Raw genomic sequence first — 23,750 nt, 5'->3', positions numbered from 1 at the left:
CGCTCATATTTTACGTGACCAAGGTGATTATTATGCCTTGATCTGATCACTACATATTCTATAAGTTCAATTTATAATGATCTTGCCGTGGGGGTATAAACAATGGCGTTAAAAATATTACTTGTGGATGATGAAATCTTTATTCTAAAGTCGTTAAAGCGAGTTTTGGTTCGTTATGGGTATGAGGTGTTTACCGCGTCGAGTGGTTTTAAAGCACTTGAAATATTAAAAACAAACAAAGTCGAAATAATAATAACCGATTTTAGAATGCCAGAAATGGACGGGGCTGATTTATTACGCCATGTTAAACGAGACTGGCCTGACTGCGTTAGCATGGTGTTAAGTGGTTATGCAGATTTTCAGTCGGTAGTTGCGTTATTAAATGAAGGGTTGGTGTTTCGTTTTTTAGAAAAGCCTTGGCGAGATAGTGAATTACTTCAGAATATAAAAGAAGCAGAGCTAAATTATCAAAAACGCCGTGCAAAAGCCATCAGGGATCAGCTTTTAATTGGCAGCACATCGGCTTTGTTAGAGATTGATCATCAAGGGACTATTAAACGCTTTAATGCGCCAATGGCAGAGATCATTCCTGATATTCGTTTTTACACAAACAAACACCTAACGTATTTAAATCAAGACAAGAATAAACCTTTAACGCAGTCGTTTGTAGATAAGCACAGTAGTACGTTGTTTATTAATAATTGTCAGGCTGTAGATCCATCTAAAAAACAACAAATAATGATTGAGCGGTATTTGTTAGATGAATTTTGCCAACTTTTAAAACTGTCAGCCAATTCAAATCCGATAGCCACGCCTTTTAAAGTTGCAAAGTCAGAATCAATAATAGTCAGTGAACCTGATTTTTATGAGCAGTTAACACTGTACGAAACTAATAGCGACTGTTATTCACTTGTTTATGTTGGTATTGCGCAGTTTCAGTTAATTAATGACTTGTTAGGCAAAGAAGATGGAAATTATTTGATTGAGATAGTACAGGATGTATTAAGTGGTATTGTTGATAAACCAGTTAAAGTTTATCATCAAAATGCAGATAAGTTTTTGGTATTTGTACCCAATATCGCATCTGATAATCAAATATTAACCGCACTACTGAACACCACAAATCAACTTATAAAGGTTTTACCTAAAAAGTATGCAAATGCGCATGTTCGCCTTTATGGTGTATATGGTTTATTTCCTGAAGATAATATAAATGGCGTTGAGCTAATAAACCAAATGCAGTTAATTATGAATTACCAAGCATCGGAGCAAGCACATACCTTTTCTCGCTTTGACCCGCAATTGGTTGCTGATTATAAAAAGAACTTTGAGCTAAGCTGCTTATTACTCAATGCGCTTGAACAAGATGAAACGACACTGCGCTTTCAGCCCAAAATAGACACTAAGACAGGCCAAATAACCAGTGCAGAGGTTTTAATTCGTTGGTATGAGTCGAGCAAGTATGGTTGGGTTTCGCCTGCACAATTCATTCATATTGCTGAGTGTGATGGCCAAATTATCCCTATTGGGCGTTGGGTTATTGCTCAAACATGCAAAGCATTAAAATATTGGGCAAAAAATAATACCGGCGTAAACGAGCTGGCTATTAACTTATCTGCAAGGCAACTGAAAGATGACCCAAGCTGGATTGATTTTACAATTGAGTGCTTACAAGAGAATGACCTCTCACCATCACAACTTATTTTTGAGTTAACAGAAACCTACCTAGTTGAAGATTTTAATATTTGTGAACAACAACTGACTCGCTTAAGAGCGTTAGGTTTTAAGCTACAAATAGATGATTTTGGCGTGGGGTATTCTTCATTGGGTTATTTATCTAAATTACCAGTGGATGGCGTTAAGCTCGATAGATCACTGATTACGGATATTGAGTTTTCGTTACCGGCGCGAAGCATGATTAGAAATATCATCCGAATGTCTCACGATCTTGGCCTTAAAGTGGTTGCTGAGGGAGTTGAAACAGCATTTCAGTGTGAATTAGTAAAAAAACTAGGATGTGATTATATTCAAGGTTATTATTATGCAGAACCCCTAAATATTGACGATTTTAGCAGTTTTTTAACCGCTTTTAGCAACCAAGGTACACGATGAGTTCAATGAAGATAATTATACTTGATGACGATGCTTTCTTTTTAAAGGCCCTTCAAAGAACAATCCATCGCACTATAACAAACGTTAAAATAACGACCATTACTGATATTAATGAGTTCTGGCAGACTTTAGACAAAACACCAGATATTGATTTAATATTAAGTGATTATTTAATGCCACAAATGAATGGCTTAGATGTATTAGAACAGTGCGCCTTGAAAAACCCGTACCCTGTGCGTGCACTTCTTACGGGTGATATGACGTTAAACACCATTACTCGCCAACCAAATGTAGTGCATGCATACTTAGCTAAGCCCTTCAATGAGGCTGATTTAATTGCCTTATTTGAAAATGTAGCGGCGTTAAAGTCGTTACCGTTTGCATTTAATGTACGTAAACAATTAGGCTCAATGGTTGGTTTTCCTATTTACCCTGTTATTTTGAAAAAACTAAGGGACTTGGTGCAAAGTGACGATTGCAACTTGCGTGAAATAGCCGCGGTGGTGTCTCAAGAGCCCATTATAACGGCTAAGTTACTTCAACTTGCTAACTCTGCCTACCTTGGGTTTAGTCAGCCTACTTCTTCTATTGACCAAGCGGTATCTCGTTTAGGCGTTAAAATATTAATTGCCATTACCACCTCTTTACTGTCAGCAAAAAGCTTTGAATCCACTATTCCAGAAGTGGTGCATGAGGAACAATTGCATGTAGCCGCTAATTATGCCGGGTGTGTAAAAAGCTTTGCCAAGATGGCAGGGTTTAGTGTTGACGATCAAGAGTTACTGTTTTCGGTAGCCTTATTAAGTTTTGTGGGTAAAATTATTTTACTCTCTCATGGTGGTCATAAAATGTCGTTTAACCAACAAATAGATATACACGATGCATACAGCAGTGCAAATGTAGTCTCAGCATATGTACTAAAGCTGTGGGGGTACGATACTAAAATGTGTAGCCTGCTGATGAGTTGTCACGATGTAACAGGTATGCAAGAGAGTGAGCTTGTAAAACTTAATCAAGCATTATTTATTGTTAAGCAAGTTCTTTTTTATGAACACACACCTGAGCAGCTAGCACAATACTGTGACTCAAAAGGCGTAGACCCTTTACTTTGCAATATTATTAGTAAATTTGATTGGCATAGATATACCTCTTAAATAGGCCTGTACAAAATATTGTTTAAAAACTGACAGTACTATAACGATTTTTATATAGTTTCTTTTGAGTACCCTTTCTTACCTTTTGTTGTCTACTTTAGTCTAATGAAAACCGTACGAAAGGTCATTTTAAGTATGTTTTATAGTCACTTTAGTGCGAAAAATGCACAGCCTCGTTGTTTTTAACTTTTGTCAATAAAATATCATTTTTAACATTGTGTTAATTTTTGGCGATGTGATATTAAATTGCTACTTTGGTTGTATATTAAGCCTTTAAAGGTGTTATTTTCCTGTTTTTTAAGTTGTTTGCATTTTTATGCTAATTTTATCATTTTTTGTTTCTTTTTGTTTGCGTATGTTGCTAGGATGTTAGCAAGGGGTATACGAATATACCCCACACACATTATAAGAATACACAAAACAGGGTCATCATTATGTCAACATATCGTTTAAACACCTTGGCAGTAGCGGTTGCTTTTGCTTTCAGTGCACCAAGTGTGGTTAATGCACAAGAAGCGCCTGCTAAAGCTGAAAAGAATATCGAGCAAATATCTGTGTTAGGGTCGCGAGTTTCTAACCGAACAGCAACAGAGTCGTCATCACCTATTGATTTAATTGACGCGGATGATTTAAACAAAGGCGGCTTTACCGAGCTTGGGCAAAGCTTGCAAGCGACAGCGCCATCGTTTAACTTTTCTCGTACACAAGTTTCTGACGGTTCCGATTTATTTCGCCCAGCAACATTACGCGGTTTACAGCCAGATCAAACGCTGGTTTTAGTCAACGGTAAGCGCCGCCATAATCAATCTATTTTTGGTTTAACTAGTACCGTGGGCGGTGGCTCTGCGGGGACTGATATGAATGCGATCCCGCTTATTGCCTTAAAAGGGGTTGAGGTTTTACGTGATGGTGCGGCGGCGCAGTACGGCTCAGATGCGATTGCGGGGGTTATCAATTTATCACTTAATAACTCAACAGATTTAACCACAGGTTATGTGCAATACGGTGAAACGGCAGAAGGCGATGGGGAAACAATTTCTGCAGGTTTAAATCGTGGTTTTGAACTAGGCAACGAAGGTGGTTTTATTAATTTATCGCTTGAGTACCGCGATGCAGATAAAACCAATCGTGCCGAGCGAGATACTGGAGGTTCGCTTAATGTCGCACCAGGTACTTTATCGGACGAAGTTCGTTGGGGACAAGGTAATGCAGAGAGTGAATTTACTTCGGTATTTTACAATATGACATTGCCAATAAGTGAGGGTGAGCTTTATTCATTTGGTGGTTACTCCGAGCGTACTGCACTAGGTAACGGCTTTTATCGTAACTTTAATGAAGCATCTAAAAACGTAATTCAAGTCTATAGCGATGGATTTTTACCGCAAATAGACAATGAAGCACAGGATATCTCTGTTTCAATTGGTTTTAGAGGCGATATTAACCCTGATTGGAATTACGATGTATCGGCGGTATATGGTGAAAACCAATACGACTTTACATCACGCAATACATTAAATGCCTCTTATGCTGCTGAGTATTTATTTAATAACCCAGGTGCAAGTGATGCCGATATTGCTGCAAATGCAGGACCAACTGAGGGGTATTCGGGTGGCTTTAGGTTTGACCAAACAACATTCAACGCGGATGTGAACGGGATTGTTGATATTGGCCGCAGTGAGCCTGTGTACGTATCAATTGGTGCTGAATACCGTAAAGAAAACTATGAAATTGTACCCGGTGAAGAAGCCTCATACGCGTGTGGCGCTGCTAACACAGATACTTCATACCCATCAGTGAACGATCCGAATCAATTTGCACAATGTGGTTTTCAAGCCTACAACGGCCTTCGCCCTGAAGCATCAAATAAAAGTGATCGCGATAGCTACGCCGTTTATATTGACGCAGAAACCATGGTTACCGATGCGTGGAATGTTAGCGGAGCACTTCGTTACGAAGATTTCTCTAATGCGGGTGACGACATAATTGGTAAAGTAGCCACGCGTTATGAATTTAACGATGATTTTGCGGTACGTGGTGCGTTATCAACAGGTTTTAGAGCGCCATCATTACAGCAAAGCGGTTACACTGCGTTTACCACTAACTTAGGTTCTGACGGCACGTTAAGCCAGTCGTTTACAGCAACAACAGGCTCTGCCTTTCCAGCTGCATTAGGCGTTGATAACTTAAAGCTTGAAACATCAACGAACTACAGTGCAGGCTTTGTTTATGATGTAACGAGCGATTTATCGTTAACTGTGGATTTTTACCGTGTAGAAATTGAAGACCGTATTACACTGGGCAGCTTGTTATCGGCTGATGATGTGGCATTTAGTCCTGATGCAGTTGCCGCGCTACAGGCAACGGGTGCAGTACAAGCGAACTACTTTTCAAACTCAGTGAATTCAACAACGCAGGGTGTTGACATTATTACGTCCTACCGTACCGATTTATATGGCGGTAATTTCTCTGCTACGTTTGCTGGTAATTTAAATGAAACTAAAATTGACAGTGTTAATGCAGCACCGGGTATTCCTGAAAATGTAGCACTTGATGATATTCAAAGTAGTTTTTTAACTGATGGGCAGCCGGGCGAACGTGCAACGCTAACGTTTGATTATGAGCGTGACGCGTATAGCTCAATGATCCGCTTTAATTACTTTGGCGAAACCGATGTGAAGTACTTTGGTAATGACCATATTGAACTTGCAACAGATGGCTCATTTAAAGCAACCAGTACGGTAGAATCAGCCGTATTAGTGGATTTAAATGTAAGTTATCAAATTAACGATATGTTTGCGTTATCGGTAGGTGCAGACAATGTATTTGATGAAACACCGGATGAATTAGGCGATGATGAAGTATTAAACGCTATTTCAAATGGGGCATTTAAATACCCGTTACGTGCCGTACCCTACGGCTTTGATGGTCGCACTTACTACGCAAAAGTAAGCTTTAGTTTTTAATTTTGTAAGCTAAATAGGCGCCGTTATAAACGGCGCTTTTTTTATGGCTAAAATATATTTAACCTGAACTCTGGATAATAAATCTATCTCAAGCAGCTATTTACAGCGCTAACTACGTTGAATTTACTTGCAATAGGCGAGCTATTGACGCGTAATTTCGCCTTGTTTTCACTGGAAATCTCTGGCTAGAGAAAATAAACATAAATATCAATTTTGATTCAATACGTTAGTAAATCTCTTAACCAAAGTTCAGGTTATTTAAAACAGCATTAAAAATGATTGCATGCTTGAAAATTAAGCATACAATCGCCATCAATAACATGGTGGGGTATGTATCCCTCGTTATACTCATTTTATTAATAGGAAAAAATAAATGGCGAAAAAAAGCAAAGCAAAAGCGGTTAACAAATCCGCAGTAGACACTGGGCGCGGCGTGATAAAACACAACGCATTGGCAGCACTGGTAACCTCTAAAGTATTTAAACCGCAAGTGGTTAAAGCCAAAAAAGGCAAAGGCTCGTTTAAACGCAGTAACAAACATGCAGGACAAGAGTCCTATTTAATCGCGGCTTAAATAGCACCGATCAAATAGGGCTTTTGTTGCGAGTTGGTTAAGTGTTTGCTGAAATAAGGCGGGCTTCGGGCTTCGGGCTACGAGTCACGAGCAGCGAACACAACCTAGCGCCTTTAGTCTGCTCTTTTAGCGCAGCGTCTCATAACCTTTTTGTAAAAGTTTTATTAAAACCTATTTGAACACAGAGAAGACAACGGGCTTCGAGCGACGAGTAGCGAGCTTTACAAACAGCCTGATATCAGCCCTGAACCTAGAGCCTGCTCTTTTAGCGCAGCGTCTCTTTGTCCTCTTTGTGAATAATTTACTAAACCCTATTTGAACACAGAGAAGTGAGTGAGGGTTAATGAGAAAATATAAAAACAGGAATGCTTCTCCCGTAGCTCTTAGCTCGTAGCCCGCTATCAAAACATGAAGGGCGCGGTAGGTTTTAAACCTATCGCGCCTTTTTATTATTTAACTAGCATCCAAATACCGGCTGCTATCATAAATAGGTTTTCGGTTAGTGAGATAAAGCCAAGCGGTACATTGCTATCGCCGCCAACACAGGCACATTTAAGTTCGCGTTTGTCTATATACACGGCTTTAATCACGGATATTGCCCCGACACTACCAATAAACAAAGAGATAGGTGCAACCAAGTAAACTGGAAGTGCTGCAATCATGGCCACGCCAACAAAAGCTTCTAAAAATGGGTAAACATAGGCATAGGGGATCACTTTCATGGCGAGTAAATCGTAAGTGATAAAGGAATTCGAAAAACTGTTTAAATCTTGCAGCTTTTGAATGGCAAGTACCGCCATGGTTAACGCAACAAATAACTCAAGCGTATACATGCTTAATCCTGCACCGCTCAACGAAAAGGCTAAACTTAGCAACAAGGTAACCGCGAAAATAGCAATGACCGGCGTATACGTTGTGCCTTGTTGGCCTGCAGGGGATTTATTAAAGTATTCTCTGAGTTCATCATAACCACCGATACGCTCATCATCTATAAATGTTTGTGGTGTTGTTTTTACACCGTATTTTTGTTTGAAGGTATCGGTATCGGCTCTTGAGGTGAGTAAATGATCGTCTACTTCAACGCCTTGACGTTCAAGTAAATCTTTAGATTTTAAACCAAATGGGCAAATATGTTCATCGGTTGCCATTCTATACAATTGGGCTGACTTGGCCATATTTTACTCCTGTATATTTATACCAATTTGCAATAATACATAATCATTTTGAGGGGGTAGAACAGACGCTAACAGACGTTAAAAACGTCTCATTTAGAACAACTCAATAACGAAATTTTTGCTTTGCTATCGACACGATTTTCCTCCCTCAAAATAGCTCAGTTAATTAAGCGAATTGGTATTAGAGAGGTTAACTGAGTTATATAACCTTGAAAGATCAACAGACCCTAAGTGTAAAATTTACAACATGTGCCGTTTTATTGTTAATAAACTCAGTGGTACAGACTATGCGTTCAAAAATTAGGCCGCTTTTAATGCTTTAAGCGCTGAAGGGGAACTTGCAGCGCGTGCCAGCTAATTAATTATAAAGCTATAGGAGGGGCTGTTGAACCTCTGACAACCAGTTCTGGTGTGTATAGTTTAATAATATCGCGGTCATTGGTGCCTTTAGCCGGCGCTAATTTGCCTGATGTTTTACTGCTGATTGCCTTTTTAGGCTTTGCAAACGCGATTGTTTGGCCTGCGTTGTTCCCACTAGCGTTATCAGGATTGGGTAAACTTACTAGTACTGGTTCTGCGCTTTTAATTATGGGGGCCACTGAGTGGCTTTACCTCGTTACAAATAGGCTACTCGGTGTTGTTACCTTGTTATCTATTCATATTATTTTATGCCGTGAAAGGCCATAAAATGAAAAAGCAATAACCTCCACCAGCTATCCCTAGCTCAGTGCACTTTGCAGTATAAAGTGCACTGATTATCAGCCCAATCGCGTTACTTTAAGTTTTATCCTACCGGCATTCGCACCATAAAAACGACTTAAATCATTAGCAAATGGGCAAAATTCTCCTGATTTTTTAATGGTTATTTCAACGCCTTCGGCAATTTCAAAGGCGTGTTCATCGCTTTGACCAATCGTGCCGATTAAACTAAACCACTGCGCTGTAGCTAAACGTCTAAATGGCTCAAGTAATGCCATGGGGATTTCTTTAACGCCGAGCTGCACGTTATCGCGATGCCACCCAGAAGGAGAGCACTTTATACCATCGTCATACCAATATTGATTAGGATAAGGTGTAAAACGGTAGGTCGCACCTTGGGCAAGCATTAAGCCGGTGGCGTTGTAGGCTTCACTGGCATATACCATCACATCTTGGCTTTGGTTTATGCTAAGTAAACTCATATTTTGGTTGCCTAGCATTATATGGGCACTGAGTCCCATAAAGTTTAACGTGCTGTCGTCGCTGTAAATCATTTTATAATGTAAGTTTTTTAATGATTCGGGACGATAGCTGGTTAGTTTATTAATTCGCTGTGCAACACTGTGATGTATTAATGGGGCGGCGTGGCTGATTTCATCGTCAATTAATACACAGCACTGCCTATCAACAAGTTTAAAAAATGGGTTTAGCCAAAAGTAATTTTGCTGATGACTTAACGCCAGGGGATCGGGAATAACAGTCACATCGTCTTGGGCAACCAAGTTACTCTCAGGTAAAAGGTTTTCGTAATCGATGTCATGACTGGTTAGCAATGAAACTGACAGTGGCTGAGCAATGAGCCACTCAAGTGCATAACGCAAGCAAATATCGGCAAGTCCATCGCGATAGTAGCCGCCTCCCACATCGGAATGGGCTCCTGCAAACCACAGCTCGGTAATGTTAGCTTGCTGGTTCATTAAGGTCGGTTCAAAGGCGCGACGTTTTTCATCAAGCGCTACACAGTGCAGCGCCTCAGAGACATTACTGGCAATGGTGTGATTTTCAAAAGTAACATGCTCTGCACCCCAAGTGGCTTTACTCACTTTTGACATGCCAATTGAGGCCACTGTATCAAACACACATAAATACACCTTTTCATGTATGAGAGGCTCTAAGCACTTTGCAAATCGCCGCGCTAATGCAGCGCCTCGGCTAAAACCGGTAAGTAACACAGTATCACCGCTTTGATAATGCTGTTTAAAATCATTAATAGCTTGATTTAAAATGCTGGCTACATCGTCTGAACGTGGGGCGAGTGCTTGATTTAAAATTCGTTTTAAACGACTACCTTTAGTGCCTATGCCTTGGTAATAAAAACTTAACTGTTTGGAAAATGGGGTGGTGGGAGAATCATCAAGTTTACCACCGAGCAATAAGTGTAGTTTTAAAATATTAGAAATACTGGCGTCTTCTTTAAAATGCTCTGTACTAAACTGATCTGCGTCTCGGGGTTCACTGCCGGTACCATCAAAATTAAAAATAAGCGTTTTATCCGACATAGGCTGTTTCCTTAAAATTTTTGTGTACTTTATATAGCTAATATTAAAAATTAAAGACAGTGGTAATTTAAATTACCACTGTCTTTAATTTTGGCTAGTGCAGCTTCATTTTAGGACGCACAACACGCAGCACTTTTTCGCTGAGCCACAAAGCAAAGGTTTTGGCACTGCCATGAATAGCGCGCTGATGCATTCTATATAATGAAATATACATAAAGCGGGCAATTTTACCTTCAATAAAAAAGCTATTCCTGGTTAGGTTACCCATTAAGCTGCCTACTGTGCTGTAGCGCGATAAATTAACCAGTGAGCCATGGTCGTTATACTCGAATTTTTTAAGGGGCTGCTCACGTAATGTGGCGATTAAGTTTTTTTCAACGCATTGTGCCATTTGATGTGCCGATTGTGCGCGTGGCGGCACTTGCGTACCATCATCTTGCGTAAACGCGCAGCAATCACCGAGCACATATATTTGTGGGTCAAGGTTGCTTTGTAAGTACTCGTTTACTTTTATTTGGTTATTACGAGTCAGCTCAAAAATACCCAGCTCTTTAATAAAGTCAGGTGCTTTTACGCCCGCCGCCCACACCATAATATCCGCATTTATTTGCTCATCATCATTGGTGATAAAGCCATGTTCGGTTGCTTGTTTAACTTGGGTATTTTCCCGTACGGTGACGCCTAATCTTAATAACTCACGCTTGGCTGAACTGGCAATTCGCTCAGACAGCGCCGGAAGAATCCTGGGGCCCGCTTCAATCAGATGAATATGTAAACGCTTAGCCGACATATTGGTTAAACCGTATATTTTTAGTAAATCAGAAACATGATACAGCTCAGCTGAGAGCTCAACCCCAGTTGCTCCACCGCCAACAATGGCGATGTTTAATGAGTGTAATGGGTCATCGTCTTGATGAAGGCGAGTAAAGTTATCCAGCAGCGCGTGTTGGAAGCGCTCTGCTTGTTGATTTGAATCTAGGTAAAAACAATGCTCTTTAATGCCTGGCGTATTAAAGTCGTTACTCACACTGCCAATAGCAATAACTAAATGATCATAGTGAACAGTGCGTTTAGGTAAAATTTGATGCCCTAACTCGTCATATAGAGGGTTTAAGGTGATGGTTTTATTGTTGTTATCGAGGTTGCAAAAGGTACCAAGTTGAAAGTTATAGTGATGTTTGGCAGCATGTGCGGAGTAAACAACCCCATCTAAATCGGCATCAATAGAGCCAGTTGCAACCTCGTGCAATAACGGTTTCCATATATGAGTGCGATTTTTATCGATGAGTAATATATTTGCGTGTTGCTTCTTTCCTAATTTGTGCCCTAATTGAGTTGCTAGCTCCAGCCCACCAGCGCCACCGCCGATGATGACGATTTTTGGTATGGTTATATCCATGACAATGCCCTTAAAAATAATATACCGAAGCAATTTCTGTACGTTGATTTTTAAAATGACTTGGGTATCAAAAAATTATTTTGGCAAAGCACGTTTTTATGGGGCTATAGTGTGCGCCTAATTAAAGGATATGTCAGCAATAAATCACGTCATTTGATGTATACTGATATGCAAATATTTCATCTACTGCGCATTTACAGCATTTATGGGCACCGACATAAAAAGGACGCTTTTATGAGTACCTCGCTAGTTCAGTCTCTTGAGCAACATTTTGGTTTTAATCAGTTTAGAGCAGGGCAACAACAAACCATAGAGCAGCTGCTAAATGGCCAATCATCACTGGCAATATTTCCTACAGGATCGGGTAAGTCGTTGTGCTATCAACTCACCGCGTTACATTTACCGCATTTAACGCTGGTGGTATCGCCGTTATTGGCCTTGATGAAAGATCAAATTAGCTTTTTAAATAGCAAAGGCATCTATGCCGCCAGCCTCGACTCAAGCCAAGACCAAATGCAAAGTAGCACTGTAATGAACGACGTACGAAGTGGTAAAGTTAAAGTGTTAATGGTGTCGGTTGAGCGCTTTAAAAACGAACGCTTTAGGGAGTTTATAAGCCAAGTGGCGCTTTCTATGTTGGTTGTTGACGAAGCGCATTGTATATCTGAATGGGGGCATAACTTTAGACCCGATTACCTAAAACTACCTCGTTACCGTGAAGAGCTAAATATTCCGTTAGTGCTACTATTAACCGCTACCGCCACTAAAAAAGTAAAACGCGATATGGCCGAGCGCTTTGCTATTGAGCCACAATGTATTGTGCAAACGGGGTTTTATCGCGCTAATTTAGATTTAAATGTGCTAAGTGTTAAAACGGCGGATAAAAACAATGAGCTTACTAAAATTGTCCGTGCGCAAACCGGCCCCGGTATTGTGTATGTCACGCTGCAGCAAAGTGCTGAGCAAGTGGCTAATATGTTAAGCGCGCAGGGCCTACAAGCAGTGGCGTATCATGCAGGGCTTGAAGATACCCTACGCGGGCAAATTCAAGACGATTTTATGGCAGGCAAAATAAATGTAGTGGTTGCTACCATTGCCTTTGGTATGGGGGTTGATAAATCAGACATACGCTTTGTAATTCACTACGATTTACCTAAATCAATAGAAAACTACAGCCAAGAAATTGGCCGCGCAGGGCGTGACGGCAACCCATCAAATTGTTATACCCTGGCTAATTTAGATGGCTTAAATACAGTAGAAAACTTTATTTACGGCGATACTCCAGAGCTCAGCGGTATTGAATATGTTATTAACGATATTCGCCAAGCTCAACAGCAATGGGAAATGCAAGAATATAGCCTTTCAAGCGAGAGTAATATTCGCCAGCTTGCCCTTAAAACCTTGCTGGTACAGCTTGAAATGCAAGGCGCAATAACGCCGCAGTATGCCTATTATGCCGATTTTAAGTATAAATTTTTGGTTGATAAAAATGAGTTACTTAGCCAGTTTGATGAGCAGCGCCAAGCTTTTTTAACACAAATATTTAGTCATACCGACTTTAAAAAAATATGGGGTACACTTAATTTTGACTCCCTAACGCAAGCCGCGCAGGTTGACCGTAAACGTGTGGTAGCCGCGCTTGATTATTTAGCTGAAAAAAACCTTATCACGCTTGAAACCAAACGTATTACTCACGTGTACAAAGTGCATAGCGAGGTGATTAATAATCCTGCACTTGCCCAGCAGTTACACGATTATTTTACCGATAAAGAGCAAGCGGAAATAAAACGGATTGCTGCTTTGGTGCGCTTTTTTGAGCTGCAATCTTGCTTAAGCTATAACTTAGCCCGTTATTTTGATGATGCGAATGCGCCACAGCAGTGTGGACATTGCTCGGTGTGTCGTGGGGATTCAGTTAAGCTTGAATATTCAATCCCCCCTGCAACGGTTGATACAGCGCTTATATGCCAAAAGATCGATGAGTTTTTAGCCCACATGGCAACTAAAGGCGTGCACAATGTGGGCATTGAAACCCAATGCCGGTTTTTAGCGGGAATGAGCGTGCCACTGTTTGCGCGTAATAAAGTACGTCAACTAAGTGGTTTTGCACTGTGCGAGCAGCAGCGCTACAGCGAAATAAAAGCGACATTACTGCAGTGCAATTGATCGTAGTTCCTGTATCCTAGTGGCTTATCCTAAAAAGTAAGCCACTATGCCGCACACCGTTATTCCCGTTAAAAATATAAACTCAGCGCCAGAGCCCGTAACCTGCGCTAATTGCCAAGCTTGTTGCTGCCAATTAGAAGTACGCATAGTGACCGACACTGGAGTGCCATTTAATTTTATTGCCTATGATAAATGGGGCAGTGAAGTAATGAAACGCGCTGATGATGGCTGGTGCGAAGCACTCGATCGTAACACGCTAATGTGCTCTATTTACGAAAACCGCCCATTAGTGTGTCGCGAGTTTGAAATGGCATCGGGTGAGTGTATTACTGAGCGTGACATCGCAGGGCTCTGAGTTACTATGTATGTGAAGCTTCACTTTATACAAATTAAAATGGGTGTCCGCGTTGTTTATGTTACTTCTAACAAACATTACCCAGTGATTGAATCATAATATTCATCCAGCTATGGTTAGTAACTCAATAAAAAAATTAACAAATCATGCATAAATTAACTACTAATTGATCGGTTGTTCTACTCGGCTTTATTATATCGGTTTTATATCCAAACTACCTCAAGATGCGAGCGTCGCTTTTAAACCAACCCTTACCTCATCGTTATTCCTTTTTAAAAGGGACTGCCATTCTTGCAAAGTAACGCCTTGATAGATAGTAACGAGCTGGACAATTTCAGGCCCCACATTGATAGCATCCGTTGTGTGTTGTTGATTAAATTTTTCGATAATAGAATCATTACGATAATTAGACATTAAGCTGTCTATACGCTGTAACTCTTGCTCTACTGCCCGCAGAAAAGCGGGTTGACTAATCGGTTGTTCGCTCCAGTAACGAACATGATAAGTCGTGCCTTGCGCCGCGCCTGAAAAAGACTGCACTTGCTCTGTTGGCTGACAGCCCAGTAAACAAACGGCGATAGCTAATAGCATCAGTGTGGTTTTCATTCAAATTCACCTCTTAAATAATGTCGCTAAATTGTAACCTCTACAGCTACTTTTTGCGCGGCGTTGCATCATTTTTACGAAATCTTTACGCCTTCGGCGACTATCAATCTGGAAAATTTACACCGATCCCACCTATTGTACAGCCTTAAGTTTTCTCACTAAGGAACGTTATGGGCTGGTTATTGTTATTAATACTTGGCGTGTTAAGCGCCATTTTGATTGTTGCCATGTTGGCACCTGAAAAGTTTTAAGGAATCACTGATGGAAGTGCTACTAATATTTACATTAGCTGTGCTGTTAGCATGGCCATTGGGTCGTTACATGACCGGTATATTCTCTGCGGGATCACACTGGAGTGATAAGGTTTTTTTGCCAATAGAAAATGGCATATTTAAACTACTGGGTATTAACCCACGTCATGGCATGACATGGAAAAGTTACGGTATCGCGTTTTTGTTAAGTAATTTAGTGCTCGGCATTATCGCCTATTTACTGTTGCAATTTCAGCATATATTGCCCCTTAACCCTAATGATATTGAGGCATTAGATTGGGACTTGGCGCTGCATACGGCGGTTTCGTTTTTAACCAATACAAATCAACAGCACTATTCTGGGCAGGCTCAGCTGAGTTATTTAAGCCAAGGTTTTGTAATTCTTACCTTGCAGTTTGTTACTCCGGCAATGGCATTGGCGGTTTGTGTTGCGGTATTACGCGGTATGTTAGGGGGCCGTAATGCAACAACCGCAAAAGAAGGTGAAGAGCGTAACTTAGGTAATTACTATCAAGATACCGTGCGTGCAGTGCTGAGACTGATGCTGCCACTGGCTGCGATTGTTGCACTTGCGCTAACCAGTCAAGGCGTGCCTTCAAGTTATCAGGCGAGTCCAACGGTGGACGTGGTTGAACAACAACAAACGTTGAGCGAACAAATGATCCCACTAGGGCCGGTTGCGGCTATGGTCTCAATCAAGCAATTAGGCACTAACGGCGGCGGCTGGTTTGGCCCTAACAGTAGTAATCCTTTAGAAAACCCAACCCCAGTCAGTAACGCCATTCAAACCATTGCCCTGGTATTGGTGCCGATGGCGGTGGTGTTTATGGCCGGTGGCCTATTGCGCCGACAAAAATTTACCTTGTTATCGCTTGCGGTCATGGGATTGCTTAGCTTGGCCTTTATTGGTGCCGCTGTTTATAGCGAGCAGCAGCCTAATGCCGCCTTTGCTGGGTTAGCTCAAGAGGCCGGAAATATGGAGGGTAAAGAAGTTCGCCTTGGGACTGACTTATCGGCGCTCTGGGCCACGTTTACGACTCAAACATCTAACGGCTCTGTGAATGCCATGCATGATTCACTTAATCCGATTGCCGGGCTTGTTACCCGCTCGGGGATGTTGATCAATGGTATTTGGGGCGGTATTGGATGTGGTTTTGTGAACTTTCTGGTGTATGTGTGGTTAGCGGTATTTATTGCCGGCTTGATGATTGGCCGCACCCCTGAAATTTTTGGTCGTAAGTTAGAAAAGCGTGAACTCAGTTGGTTAGGCGTGCTTTTAGTGCTGCCAAGTGCAGTGATTTTAACCTTTACTGCTATCACAGTGGCATTTCCTACATTAACAGGCAATAGCAACCCAGGCTTACATGGCGTTGCCCAAGTGTTTTATGAGTACACCTCTGCCTTTGCAAACAATGGCTCTGGTTTTGAAGGACTAGGGGATGACACCACATGGTGGAATCTAAGTTGTGTGGTGGTACTAATCTTAGGCCGTTATGTCCCTTTGGTTATTCCACTACTAATTGCTGGTTCGTTAGCGAAAAAGCGTCAAGTGCCTACCAGTGCCGGTACTTTACCACTGTATAACGTCACGTTTGCTGTCACTTTAATTACAGTGATCCTGATTATTAACTTCCTGTCATTCCTACCGTCTATGGTATTGGGTCCGATTGGTGAAGCTCTTGAGATATCACAGCAAGCCGCTGTGGTGCTAGCGCAATAGCAGTATGCAGGTGAATAAAATGAATAATACATCAAAATTAACACAAGCCAGTTGGCAGGCTTTTGCCAAACTTCATCCTAAACTGGCGGTTAAAAACCCCGTTATGCTAGTCGTGTGGGTGGCCACCCTGTTAGCTATGGTTATGACGGTGCAACAGTTTGTTGCCGGTGACAATATTGCGTTTGCTCTGGCAAGTAGTTTAGTGCTGTTTTTTACTCTATGGTTTGCCAATTTTGCGGAGGCCATTGCCGAAGCTCGAGGACGCGATCAAGCGAGTAGTTTAAAAGCAACGCGTCGAGACTTAACTGCTTTACGAGTAGACGGTAAAACGCAAAGCCAGATTTCTGCAAGTCAATTAAAAGCCGGTGATATAGTTTTGGTTCACAGTGGTGAGCTGATCCCAGCCGACGGTGAAATTGTCAGCGGTGTGGCAACTATCAACGAATCGGCATTAACCGGTGAATCAGCGCCGGTACTTCGCGAAGCGGGTACCGATCATTCAGGTGTTATTGCCGGTACTAAAGTGCTAAGTGGCACAATTAAAGTGCAAGTAACCGCAGAATCAGGACACAGCTTTCTTGATAAAATGATCAGCCTAGTTGAAGGCACTAACCGTCAAAAAACACCTAATGAACTGGCCTTAACGGTGCTGTTGGCTGCCCTGACTTTAGTGTTTTTAATTGCTGTTGCCACTTTACCGGCAATGGCGGGGTTTGCCGGTATTGAGCTGGATTGGTTAATGCTAATTGCACTGGTGGTGTGTTTAATTCCGACCACTATTGCAGGCTTGTTACCGGCGATTGGGATTGCAGGTATGAACCGTGCTTTGGCTGAAAATGTTATTGCAAAGTCAGGTAAAGCCGTTGAAGTTGCCGGTGATATTGACACCTTACTACTTGATAAAACAGGCACGATTACCTTTGGTGATCGCCAAGCAACAGCGTTTCTGCCGGTCTCAGGGGTTGCTGAAAGTGAATTAGTTGCTGGTGCACTTTGGAGTTCATTGCAAGATCCCACTCCAGAGGGAAAATCAATTGTTCAGCTTGCTGAGCAAGGTGAATACAGCATTCCAACGTTAACTGAGCAAGATGAGTTTACCCCATTCAGTGCACAAACGCGTCTTTCGTCAATACAACTAGCAAGCGGTGAATGTTGGGTCAAAGGGGCAACTGATGCGGTAAAAAATTGGGCGCAACAACGTGACCTCACAGTGCCAAGCAGTTTAGATTCAATCGTCACGCGCGTTGCACAACAAGGTGCGACCCCTTTGGTGGTTGCCAGCGAGAAAGGGATTTTAGGGGTTATTCAACTCTCTGATGTGATCAAACCTGGTGTTGCCGAGCGCTTTGCTGAGTTAAGAGCATTGGGCGTACGTACTGTCATGATCACCGGTGATAACCCTATCACGGCTGGTGCAATTGCGGCCGCGGCAGGGGTGGATGACTTTGTGGCTGAGGCAAAACCTGAAGATAAACTTGAGCTGATCCGCAAAGAGCAAGCACAAGGTCGACTCGTAGCTATGGTGGGCGATGGCACGAATGATGCGCCTGCACTGGCGCAAGCAGATGTGGGTTTAGCCATGAATTCAGGCACGCAAGCTGCGAAAGAGGCGGGTAACATGGTGGATTTAGATTCCGATCCCACTAAATTACTTGCTGTTGTTGCGGTGGGTAAACAAATGTTGATCACCCGTGGCGCATTAACCACCTTCTCATTAGCAAACGATGTAGCAAAATACTTTGTGATTGTACCTGCGGTGTTCGCCAGTGCAATGCCAAGCATCAATGCGTTAAACATTATGCAGTTACCCGATCCGAAAATGGCTGTGTTGTCGGCACTGATATTTAATGCAGTGATTATTCCAGCCCTAATTCCACTGGCATTAAAAGGTGTGAAAATTAAGCCTATCAGCGCAGAAAAGCTGCTACGCAACAATATGTTGATCTTTGGTCTGGGCGGGATTGCGCTGCCGTTTATCGCCATTAAAGTGATTGACCTACTACTTAACGGAGTATTTTAACCATGAATAGATTACATCATAGTTCTGGACAGGCACCGTGGCGTCCTGCAATCGGCTTGGCTGTTAGTATGTTGGTAATTTGCGGCGGCTTTTATGCGGCGATTATAACAGGCCTTGGCGGTCTGTTATTCCCTACTCAAGCAACAGGCAGTTTAGTGATGGTTGAAGGAAAAGCAATGGGATCGGCATTAGTCTCCCAGCCATTTACGAGTACCGTGTATTTTCATGGTCGACCAAGCAGCGCTGATAATGACCCTATGGCAACGGGGGGTAGTAATTTAGCGCCATCAAACCCTGAGTTACGCGATAGAGTGGCGCAGCAAAGCGCTGCACTGGCTTCGACTTATCAACTTGAGCCTGAGCAGTTACCGGTCGATTTGCTGGCCAGCTCTGGTTCGGGCGTAGACCCTCACATTAGCCCAGCCGCTGCGGCGTTACAGGTGGAGCGTGTAGCGCAAGCTCGGGGGATCAGTACGGAACAAGTATCGCAATTGGTTGCGCAATATAACGAGCCTGCACAATGGGGTATTTTTGGTCAGCCTCGGGTTAATGTGCTGCTGTTAAATTTAGCACTTGATAACAATTACCCTCTATAAATTAATTAGTTAGTCGATTGTGATGCGGGACAATCGACTGCCGCTCTCGTCTTAGTACAGAACGGTTTCTCTCCCGCTTTTTTATAGGAAAACAATAATGCGTTTTATACTCTCTTTAGTAACGGCTGCAACCGTAATGACCAGTGCTGGCGTCGTGGCGGCCCCTTTCAGTAGTGAAGGCTCTGTAACCTTAGCATCTGATTATTATTTTCGTGGTATTTCGCAAACTGAGCAGGGGCCTGCAATTCAAGGCAGCGTGAGTATTAATCATCAGGATGGTTGGTATGTCAGTGCGTGGGGGTCAAATATTCGTTTTGGTGAAGGCAGTATGGAACTGGATTTATCACTGGGTCGTAATTGGGCTTTAGATGAAAACTGGGCTTTAGATATGGGGCTAGTACAGTATCGCTACCCAGAAGGTGATAATGACACGACAGGCTATAACTACATGGAAGGTTACGCTAAGTTAAACTATCAAGATTGGCAACTTGGTTTAGCGCTGAGTGATAGTTATTTTGGTAACGATGTGGGCAAATTTTGGTATTTATCACTTGATTGGCAACAAACATTAACCAGTGAGCTACAGCTAAATTGGCATTTAGGGTACAATCAATTCGATAATGATCAAGAGTTTAAAACTTTTTTAGGCTCGCCAGTGATGGATGGCTCAGGGTATACTGATTGGGGGCTGACGCTGTCGACTGAGCAACTAGGGCTAACTTGGTCAGTTGGCTATGTTGGCAATTCAATTGCCAGTGATGCCTGCGCTGATATATGCGATAACCGTTTGCTATTAAGTGTAGCAAAAAGTTTTTAATTCCACTGAAAAGGAACTGCCGTGGCCGTTGATCCTCGTAACCAAAAAGCCGATGCGCTACTAAAAAGCTTGCAACAACATCAAGGTGGGCAACTAAAAATTTTTATTGGTGCCGCCCCTGGCGTTGGAAAAACCTGTGCCATGCTTAATGCGGCCAGAGAATATATGCAACAAGGCGCGTCGGTAAAAATAGGTTTGATTGAAACCCACGGCAGAGCCGAGACGCAACGTTTACTCGAGGGCTTTGATATTTTACCTCGACGTGAAATTAGTTATCACGATCAACAACTGAGTGAATTTGATCTCGATGCCGCATTGGCAGCCAAACCGCAACTGATTTTGGTCGATGAACTCGCTCATACCAATATTCCCGGTAGTCGCCATAAAAGGCGCTATCAAGATATCGCCGAATTGCTGGAAGCGGGCATTGATGTGTATACCACTATGAATGTACAGCATATTGCCAGCCTTAACGATTTGGTATTACAGATCAGTGGTGTTAGGGTTAAAGAAACCGTCCCCGATCAGTTTATTGACCGCGCTCAGCAACTGGTGTTCGTTGATTTAGCACCTAATCATTTATTGGACCGCTTAGCTCAAGGGCAAGTGTATCTTGGCGACTATGCCGAACAAGCGATACAGCAGTTTTTTCAATTAGAAACGTTAACCGCACTGCGTGAAATGGCGATGAAGCGGGTGATCGGGCATGTTGACGATCAACTAAAAAATGAACAAGAAGCCAAAGCGCGCAGTAACGATTATTTAATTCAAGATAAGGTGTTGGTGTTGATCTCGAATCGCCGTGATCATGAACACCTAATTCGTATTGGCCGACAAATGGCAGAAAAACGCCACACGCCTTGGATTGTGGTGTGGGTGGACACTGGCAAAATACATAACCAGCTTGAGCAAAAACGATTGCAATCGGCTTTTGCACTGGCAAAAGAGCTGGGAGCAGAAACCGATACATTGCGCGGTCCCTCCAGCATACAAACCATTTTACCCTATATTAGTGAACATAGGATCAATACCGTGTTAGTGGGCGCGGGCACTAAGCGGCGCTTGCAACCATGGCGTAAACCGTTATATCAACAATTAATCAATAGCGGTTTACCGATAGAAGTGTCGGTTTGGCAAGCCAGTAAACGCCAGCACAAGTACGTAACAGAAGCCGCTCCGTCACTGGCATTTGGCCAAAAAATGGGCTATTTGTTTGGTTCACTTTTGGTTGCTGTAGCCAGCGCGGTTGCACTTGCATTATCAAGTTGGTTGCAAAGTGGTAACTTAGTACTGGTGTATGTATTAGCTGTGGTATTTTGTGGCTTAAAATACGGCGCGCGGCCTGCGATTTTTACCGCTTTATTGTCATTTCTAAGTTTTAACTTTTTTCTTACCGATCCGTATTACACCTTTTTCGTTAATAAAAATGATGATATTGCCACCTTACTGTTTTTATTTGTGATTGGTGTTGTGTGTGGGCCTGCGGCATCGCGTATTCGTCAACAGTTCTTATTATTAAAAGAGGCGAATCGTTATACTGAGCTGCAACGTGATTTTGCTCAGCAATTAACGGTGATCAATCAAGCCGATGAATTGTGCCTAACCTTGGCTGGGCAGTTACAGCAAGCACTGGACTGCCCAGCTCATGTGGTGGTTTTTGAGCATCATCAGCAACAGATCAGCCCTCGTTTAGGGCAGCCTTTACAGTCACTTGATCAAGCTATGGTTGATTGGTGTTATGCCCACAAGCAAATGGCAGGTCGTTTTAGTGATACCTTAAATGCCAGTGATTGGACGGCATTTCCAATACAAGCTGATAATAAATCGATTGCAGTACTATTGCTAAAGTTTGCCAAAGAGCAACAGGTGATCACAGAGCAAGATAACAATTTGATCCGTACCTTTGTACAGCAAATGGTTAATGTGTGGCAACGTATTCATCTTAATAATGAGCTTGAAGCATCGACTCGCAAAGCGGAAATGGAACAGCTTCGTTCGGCATTATTATCCTCAGTGTCTCATGATTTACGTTCACCTTTGTCTGCCATGATGGGCTCGGCAGAAAGCTTAAAAGTACTTGATAAACAGCTATCAGCACAAGACAGAGTGGATTTACTTGAAACCATCATACATGAAAGCCGACGTCTTGATCGTTATATTGAAAACTTGCTCGATATGACTCGCTTAGGCCATGGTACCTTAAAATTAGAGCGCGATTGGGTGCCAGTTGCTGATATTATTGGCAGTGCTAAACAGCGATTAAAATATTTATTTCCTGATGTTGAAGTGGACTATCAAGAGCAAAAAAACTTACCTTTGCTATATGCCCATGCGGCTTTATTAGAGCAAGGGATTTTTAATATTTTGGAAAACGCAGCAAAATACAGCCCAATTGATGAACCAGTGACCATTACCGCGAATCAGGATGGCCGACTGTGTCGCATTGAAATCGAAGATCATGGCCCTGGCATTGCAGAAGAATTACAAGAAAAAGTATTTGATATGTTTTACGTGGTCGCCGATGGTGATAATAAACGGCACAATACCGGTATGGGCTTAGCCATTTGCCGTGGTATGATTGCGGCTCATGGCGGTAAGGTTAAGGCTGATACAGCCCGCTCTGGCAGTGGTTCGCGTTTTATTATTGAACTGCCCTTACCCGATCCCCAAGACATACCAGTAAGAGGTTAACCTGCGTGTCGGCACATATTTTAGTTGTTGATGACGAATTTCAGATCCGTAAAATGTTGCGAATTGCACTGAAAAGTGTCGGTTATGAGGTCTGTGAGGCTGAATCAGTGAGTACTGGATTGGCAGCAGCTGTTCGCCAGCAACCAGATTTAGTTATTTTGGATTTAGGCTTGCCAGATGGCGATGGCTTAGCGCTATTAGCCGAAATTCGCAGTTTTTCGAGTGTGCCGGTGATTGTGTTATCGGTGCGCAGTGCGGATCTCGATAAAATCAAAGCCCTTGATATTGGCGCGCAAGATTATGTTACTAAACCGTTTAGCGTGGAAGAGTTATTAGCTCGGGTGAGAGCTCAGCTGCGAGACCGATTTCCAGATAAAACCGCCTCTGTACTTGATGATGGTCATTTAAAAATTGATTTAGCGCGGCGTTTAGTGACCTGTAACGGCAAATTAGTAGAGCTGACTCCAAAAGAATATGCGGTGCTTGCCAAGCTTGCTCAACATCGACAATGCGTTATTACCCAAAAACAGTTGTTAGAACATATTTGGGGGCCAAGTCATGCACAAAATACCCATTATTTACGTATTGTGGTTAGTCATATTCGCCATAAATTAGGCGATGACCCAACCACGCCACGTTATTTGATCACTGAAGCGGGGATTGGCTATCGCTTAATGTTGTAAAGTTGTGTTATATAATTTGATTGGTGATGAGCTAACTAAGCTTACAATTTAGCAAAATCAGTCAATTTTTCATTCAGGATACACTATGATACTTGCACTTTTAGCCATTTTAGGTGGCTTTATTTTATTGGTTTGGAGCGCTGACCGCTTCGTTGAAGGAGCGGCCGCGACTGCAAAATATGCTGGCAT

Annotated in this window: 16 protein-coding genes and 2 pseudogenes; 14 read left to right on the top strand and 4 right to left on the bottom strand. The window is 42.3% G+C overall.

Going from position 1 to position 23,750, the window contains the following annotated elements; all coding sequences use genetic code 11:
• Positions 1-102 precede the first annotated feature (102 nt).
• The 4 genes from Q0688_RS21270 to arfA all read left to right on the top strand — a co-directional run bounded on the left by Q0688_RS21270 (position 103) and on the right by arfA (position 6,803).
• Positions 103-2,112: an EAL domain-containing protein gene (locus Q0688_RS21270; RefSeq protein WP_299082211.1), complete on the top strand. Its 2,010-nt coding sequence runs from the start codon at positions 103-105 to the stop codon at positions 2,110-2,112.
• A gap of 5 nt (positions 2,113-2,117) precedes the next feature.
• Complete coding sequence (locus tag Q0688_RS21265) at positions 2,118-3,266, top strand: HDOD domain-containing protein (protein ID WP_299082209.1); 1,149 nt, start codon at positions 2,118-2,120, stop codon at positions 3,264-3,266.
• Positions 3,267-3,700: 434 nt separating this feature from the next.
• Positions 3,701-6,229: a TonB-dependent siderophore receptor gene (locus tag Q0688_RS21260; RefSeq protein ID WP_299082208.1), complete on the top strand. Its 2,529-nt coding sequence runs from the start codon at positions 3,701-3,703 to the stop codon at positions 6,227-6,229.
• A 373-nt stretch (positions 6,230-6,602) separates the two neighbouring features.
• Positions 6,603-6,803, top strand: a complete 201-nt coding sequence (gene arfA, locus Q0688_RS21255; RefSeq protein ID WP_013462885.1) for an alternative ribosome rescue factor ArfA — start codon at positions 6,603-6,605, stop codon at positions 6,801-6,803.
• A 449-nt stretch (positions 6,804-7,252) separates the two neighbouring features.
• Here arfA and Q0688_RS21250 read toward each other — a convergent pair whose 3' ends face one another.
• On the bottom strand, positions 7,253-7,978 hold the full coding sequence (locus Q0688_RS21250) for a MauE/DoxX family redox-associated membrane protein (RefSeq protein WP_036983666.1): 726 nt from the start codon (positions 7,976-7,978) through the stop codon (positions 7,253-7,255).
• A 423-nt stretch (positions 7,979-8,401) separates the two neighbouring features.
• Here Q0688_RS21250 and Q0688_RS21245 point away from each other — a divergent pair.
• Positions 8,402-8,681, top strand: a pseudogene (locus Q0688_RS21245) (glucose/galactose MFS transporter); the annotation flags it as partial.
• Positions 8,682-8,736: 55 nt separating this feature from the next.
• Here the strand turns inward: Q0688_RS21245 and Q0688_RS21240 are convergent.
• Entirely contained in the window at positions 8,737-10,236 is a 1,500-nt protein-coding gene (locus Q0688_RS21240) for a DUF2235 domain-containing protein (protein WP_299082191.1), read from the bottom strand.
• 94 nt (positions 10,237-10,330) lie between these two features.
• Complete coding sequence (locus Q0688_RS21235; RefSeq protein WP_299082189.1) at positions 10,331-11,635, bottom strand: NAD(P)/FAD-dependent oxidoreductase; 1,305 nt, start codon at positions 11,633-11,635, stop codon at positions 10,331-10,333.
• A 234-nt stretch (positions 11,636-11,869) separates the two neighbouring features.
• Here Q0688_RS21235 and Q0688_RS21230 point away from each other — a divergent pair, with 234 nt between their 5' ends.
• Together Q0688_RS21230 and Q0688_RS21225 are read left to right on the top strand one after the other, a co-directional pair.
• Complete coding sequence (locus Q0688_RS21230) at positions 11,870-13,801, top strand: ATP-dependent DNA helicase RecQ (RefSeq protein WP_299082187.1); 1,932 nt, start codon at positions 11,870-11,872, stop codon at positions 13,799-13,801.
• Positions 13,802-13,847: 46 nt separating this feature from the next.
• Positions 13,848-14,156, top strand: a complete 309-nt coding sequence (locus Q0688_RS21225) for a YkgJ family cysteine cluster protein (RefSeq protein ID WP_299082185.1) — start codon at positions 13,848-13,850, stop codon at positions 14,154-14,156.
• A gap of 219 nt (positions 14,157-14,375) precedes the next feature.
• Here the strand turns inward: Q0688_RS21225 and Q0688_RS21220 are convergent, their stop codons facing one another.
• Positions 14,376-14,762 carry an FAD:protein FMN transferase gene (locus Q0688_RS21220; protein ID WP_193049428.1) on the bottom strand — a complete coding sequence of 129 codons (387 nt, stop codon included), beginning with the start codon at positions 14,760-14,762 and terminating at the stop codon, positions 14,376-14,378.
• Between the two features lie 261 nt (positions 14,763-15,023).
• Here Q0688_RS21220 and kdpA point away from each other — a divergent pair, with 261 nt between their 5' ends.
• From kdpA to Q0688_RS21185, 7 genes and pseudogenes are all read left to right on the top strand, one after another.
• Positions 15,024-16,754, top strand: a complete 1,731-nt coding sequence (gene kdpA / locus Q0688_RS21215) for a potassium-transporting ATPase subunit KdpA (RefSeq protein ID WP_225736701.1) — start codon at positions 15,024-15,026, stop codon at positions 16,752-16,754.
• Positions 16,755-16,773: 19 nt separating this feature from the next.
• Entirely contained in the window at positions 16,774-18,774 is a 2,001-nt protein-coding gene (gene kdpB / locus Q0688_RS21210) for a potassium-transporting ATPase subunit KdpB (RefSeq protein ID WP_299082177.1), read from the top strand.
• A 2-nt stretch (positions 18,775-18,776) separates the two neighbouring features.
• Positions 18,777-19,370 carry a potassium-transporting ATPase subunit KdpC gene (gene kdpC, locus Q0688_RS21205; protein WP_089369068.1) on the top strand — a complete coding sequence of 198 codons (594 nt, stop codon included), beginning with the start codon at positions 18,777-18,779 and terminating at the stop codon, positions 19,368-19,370.
• Between the two features lie 97 nt (positions 19,371-19,467).
• Positions 19,468-20,187, top strand: a complete 720-nt coding sequence (locus tag Q0688_RS21200; RefSeq protein ID WP_299082170.1) for a TorF family putative porin — start codon at positions 19,468-19,470, stop codon at positions 20,185-20,187.
• A gap of 21 nt (positions 20,188-20,208) precedes the next feature.
• On the top strand, positions 20,209-22,878 hold the full coding sequence (locus Q0688_RS21195) for a sensor histidine kinase KdpD (protein ID WP_299082168.1): 2,670 nt from the start codon (positions 20,209-20,211) through the stop codon (positions 22,876-22,878).
• A gap of 5 nt (positions 22,879-22,883) precedes the next feature.
• Positions 22,884-23,561, top strand: a complete 678-nt coding sequence (locus Q0688_RS21190; RefSeq protein ID WP_299082166.1) for a response regulator — start codon at positions 22,884-22,886, stop codon at positions 23,559-23,561.
• Positions 23,562-23,646: 85 nt separating this feature from the next.
• Positions 23,647-23,750 (top strand): annotated as a pseudogene (locus Q0688_RS21185) (calcium/sodium antiporter); the annotation flags it as partial.

The organism is uncultured Paraglaciecola sp., assembly GCF_937123705.1.
Taxonomy (GTDB): domain Bacteria; phylum Pseudomonadota; class Gammaproteobacteria; order Enterobacterales; family Alteromonadaceae; genus Paraglaciecola.
Note: the sequence above shows the minus strand (reverse complement) of the source record. Positions and strands in the feature narration are given on the sequence as shown.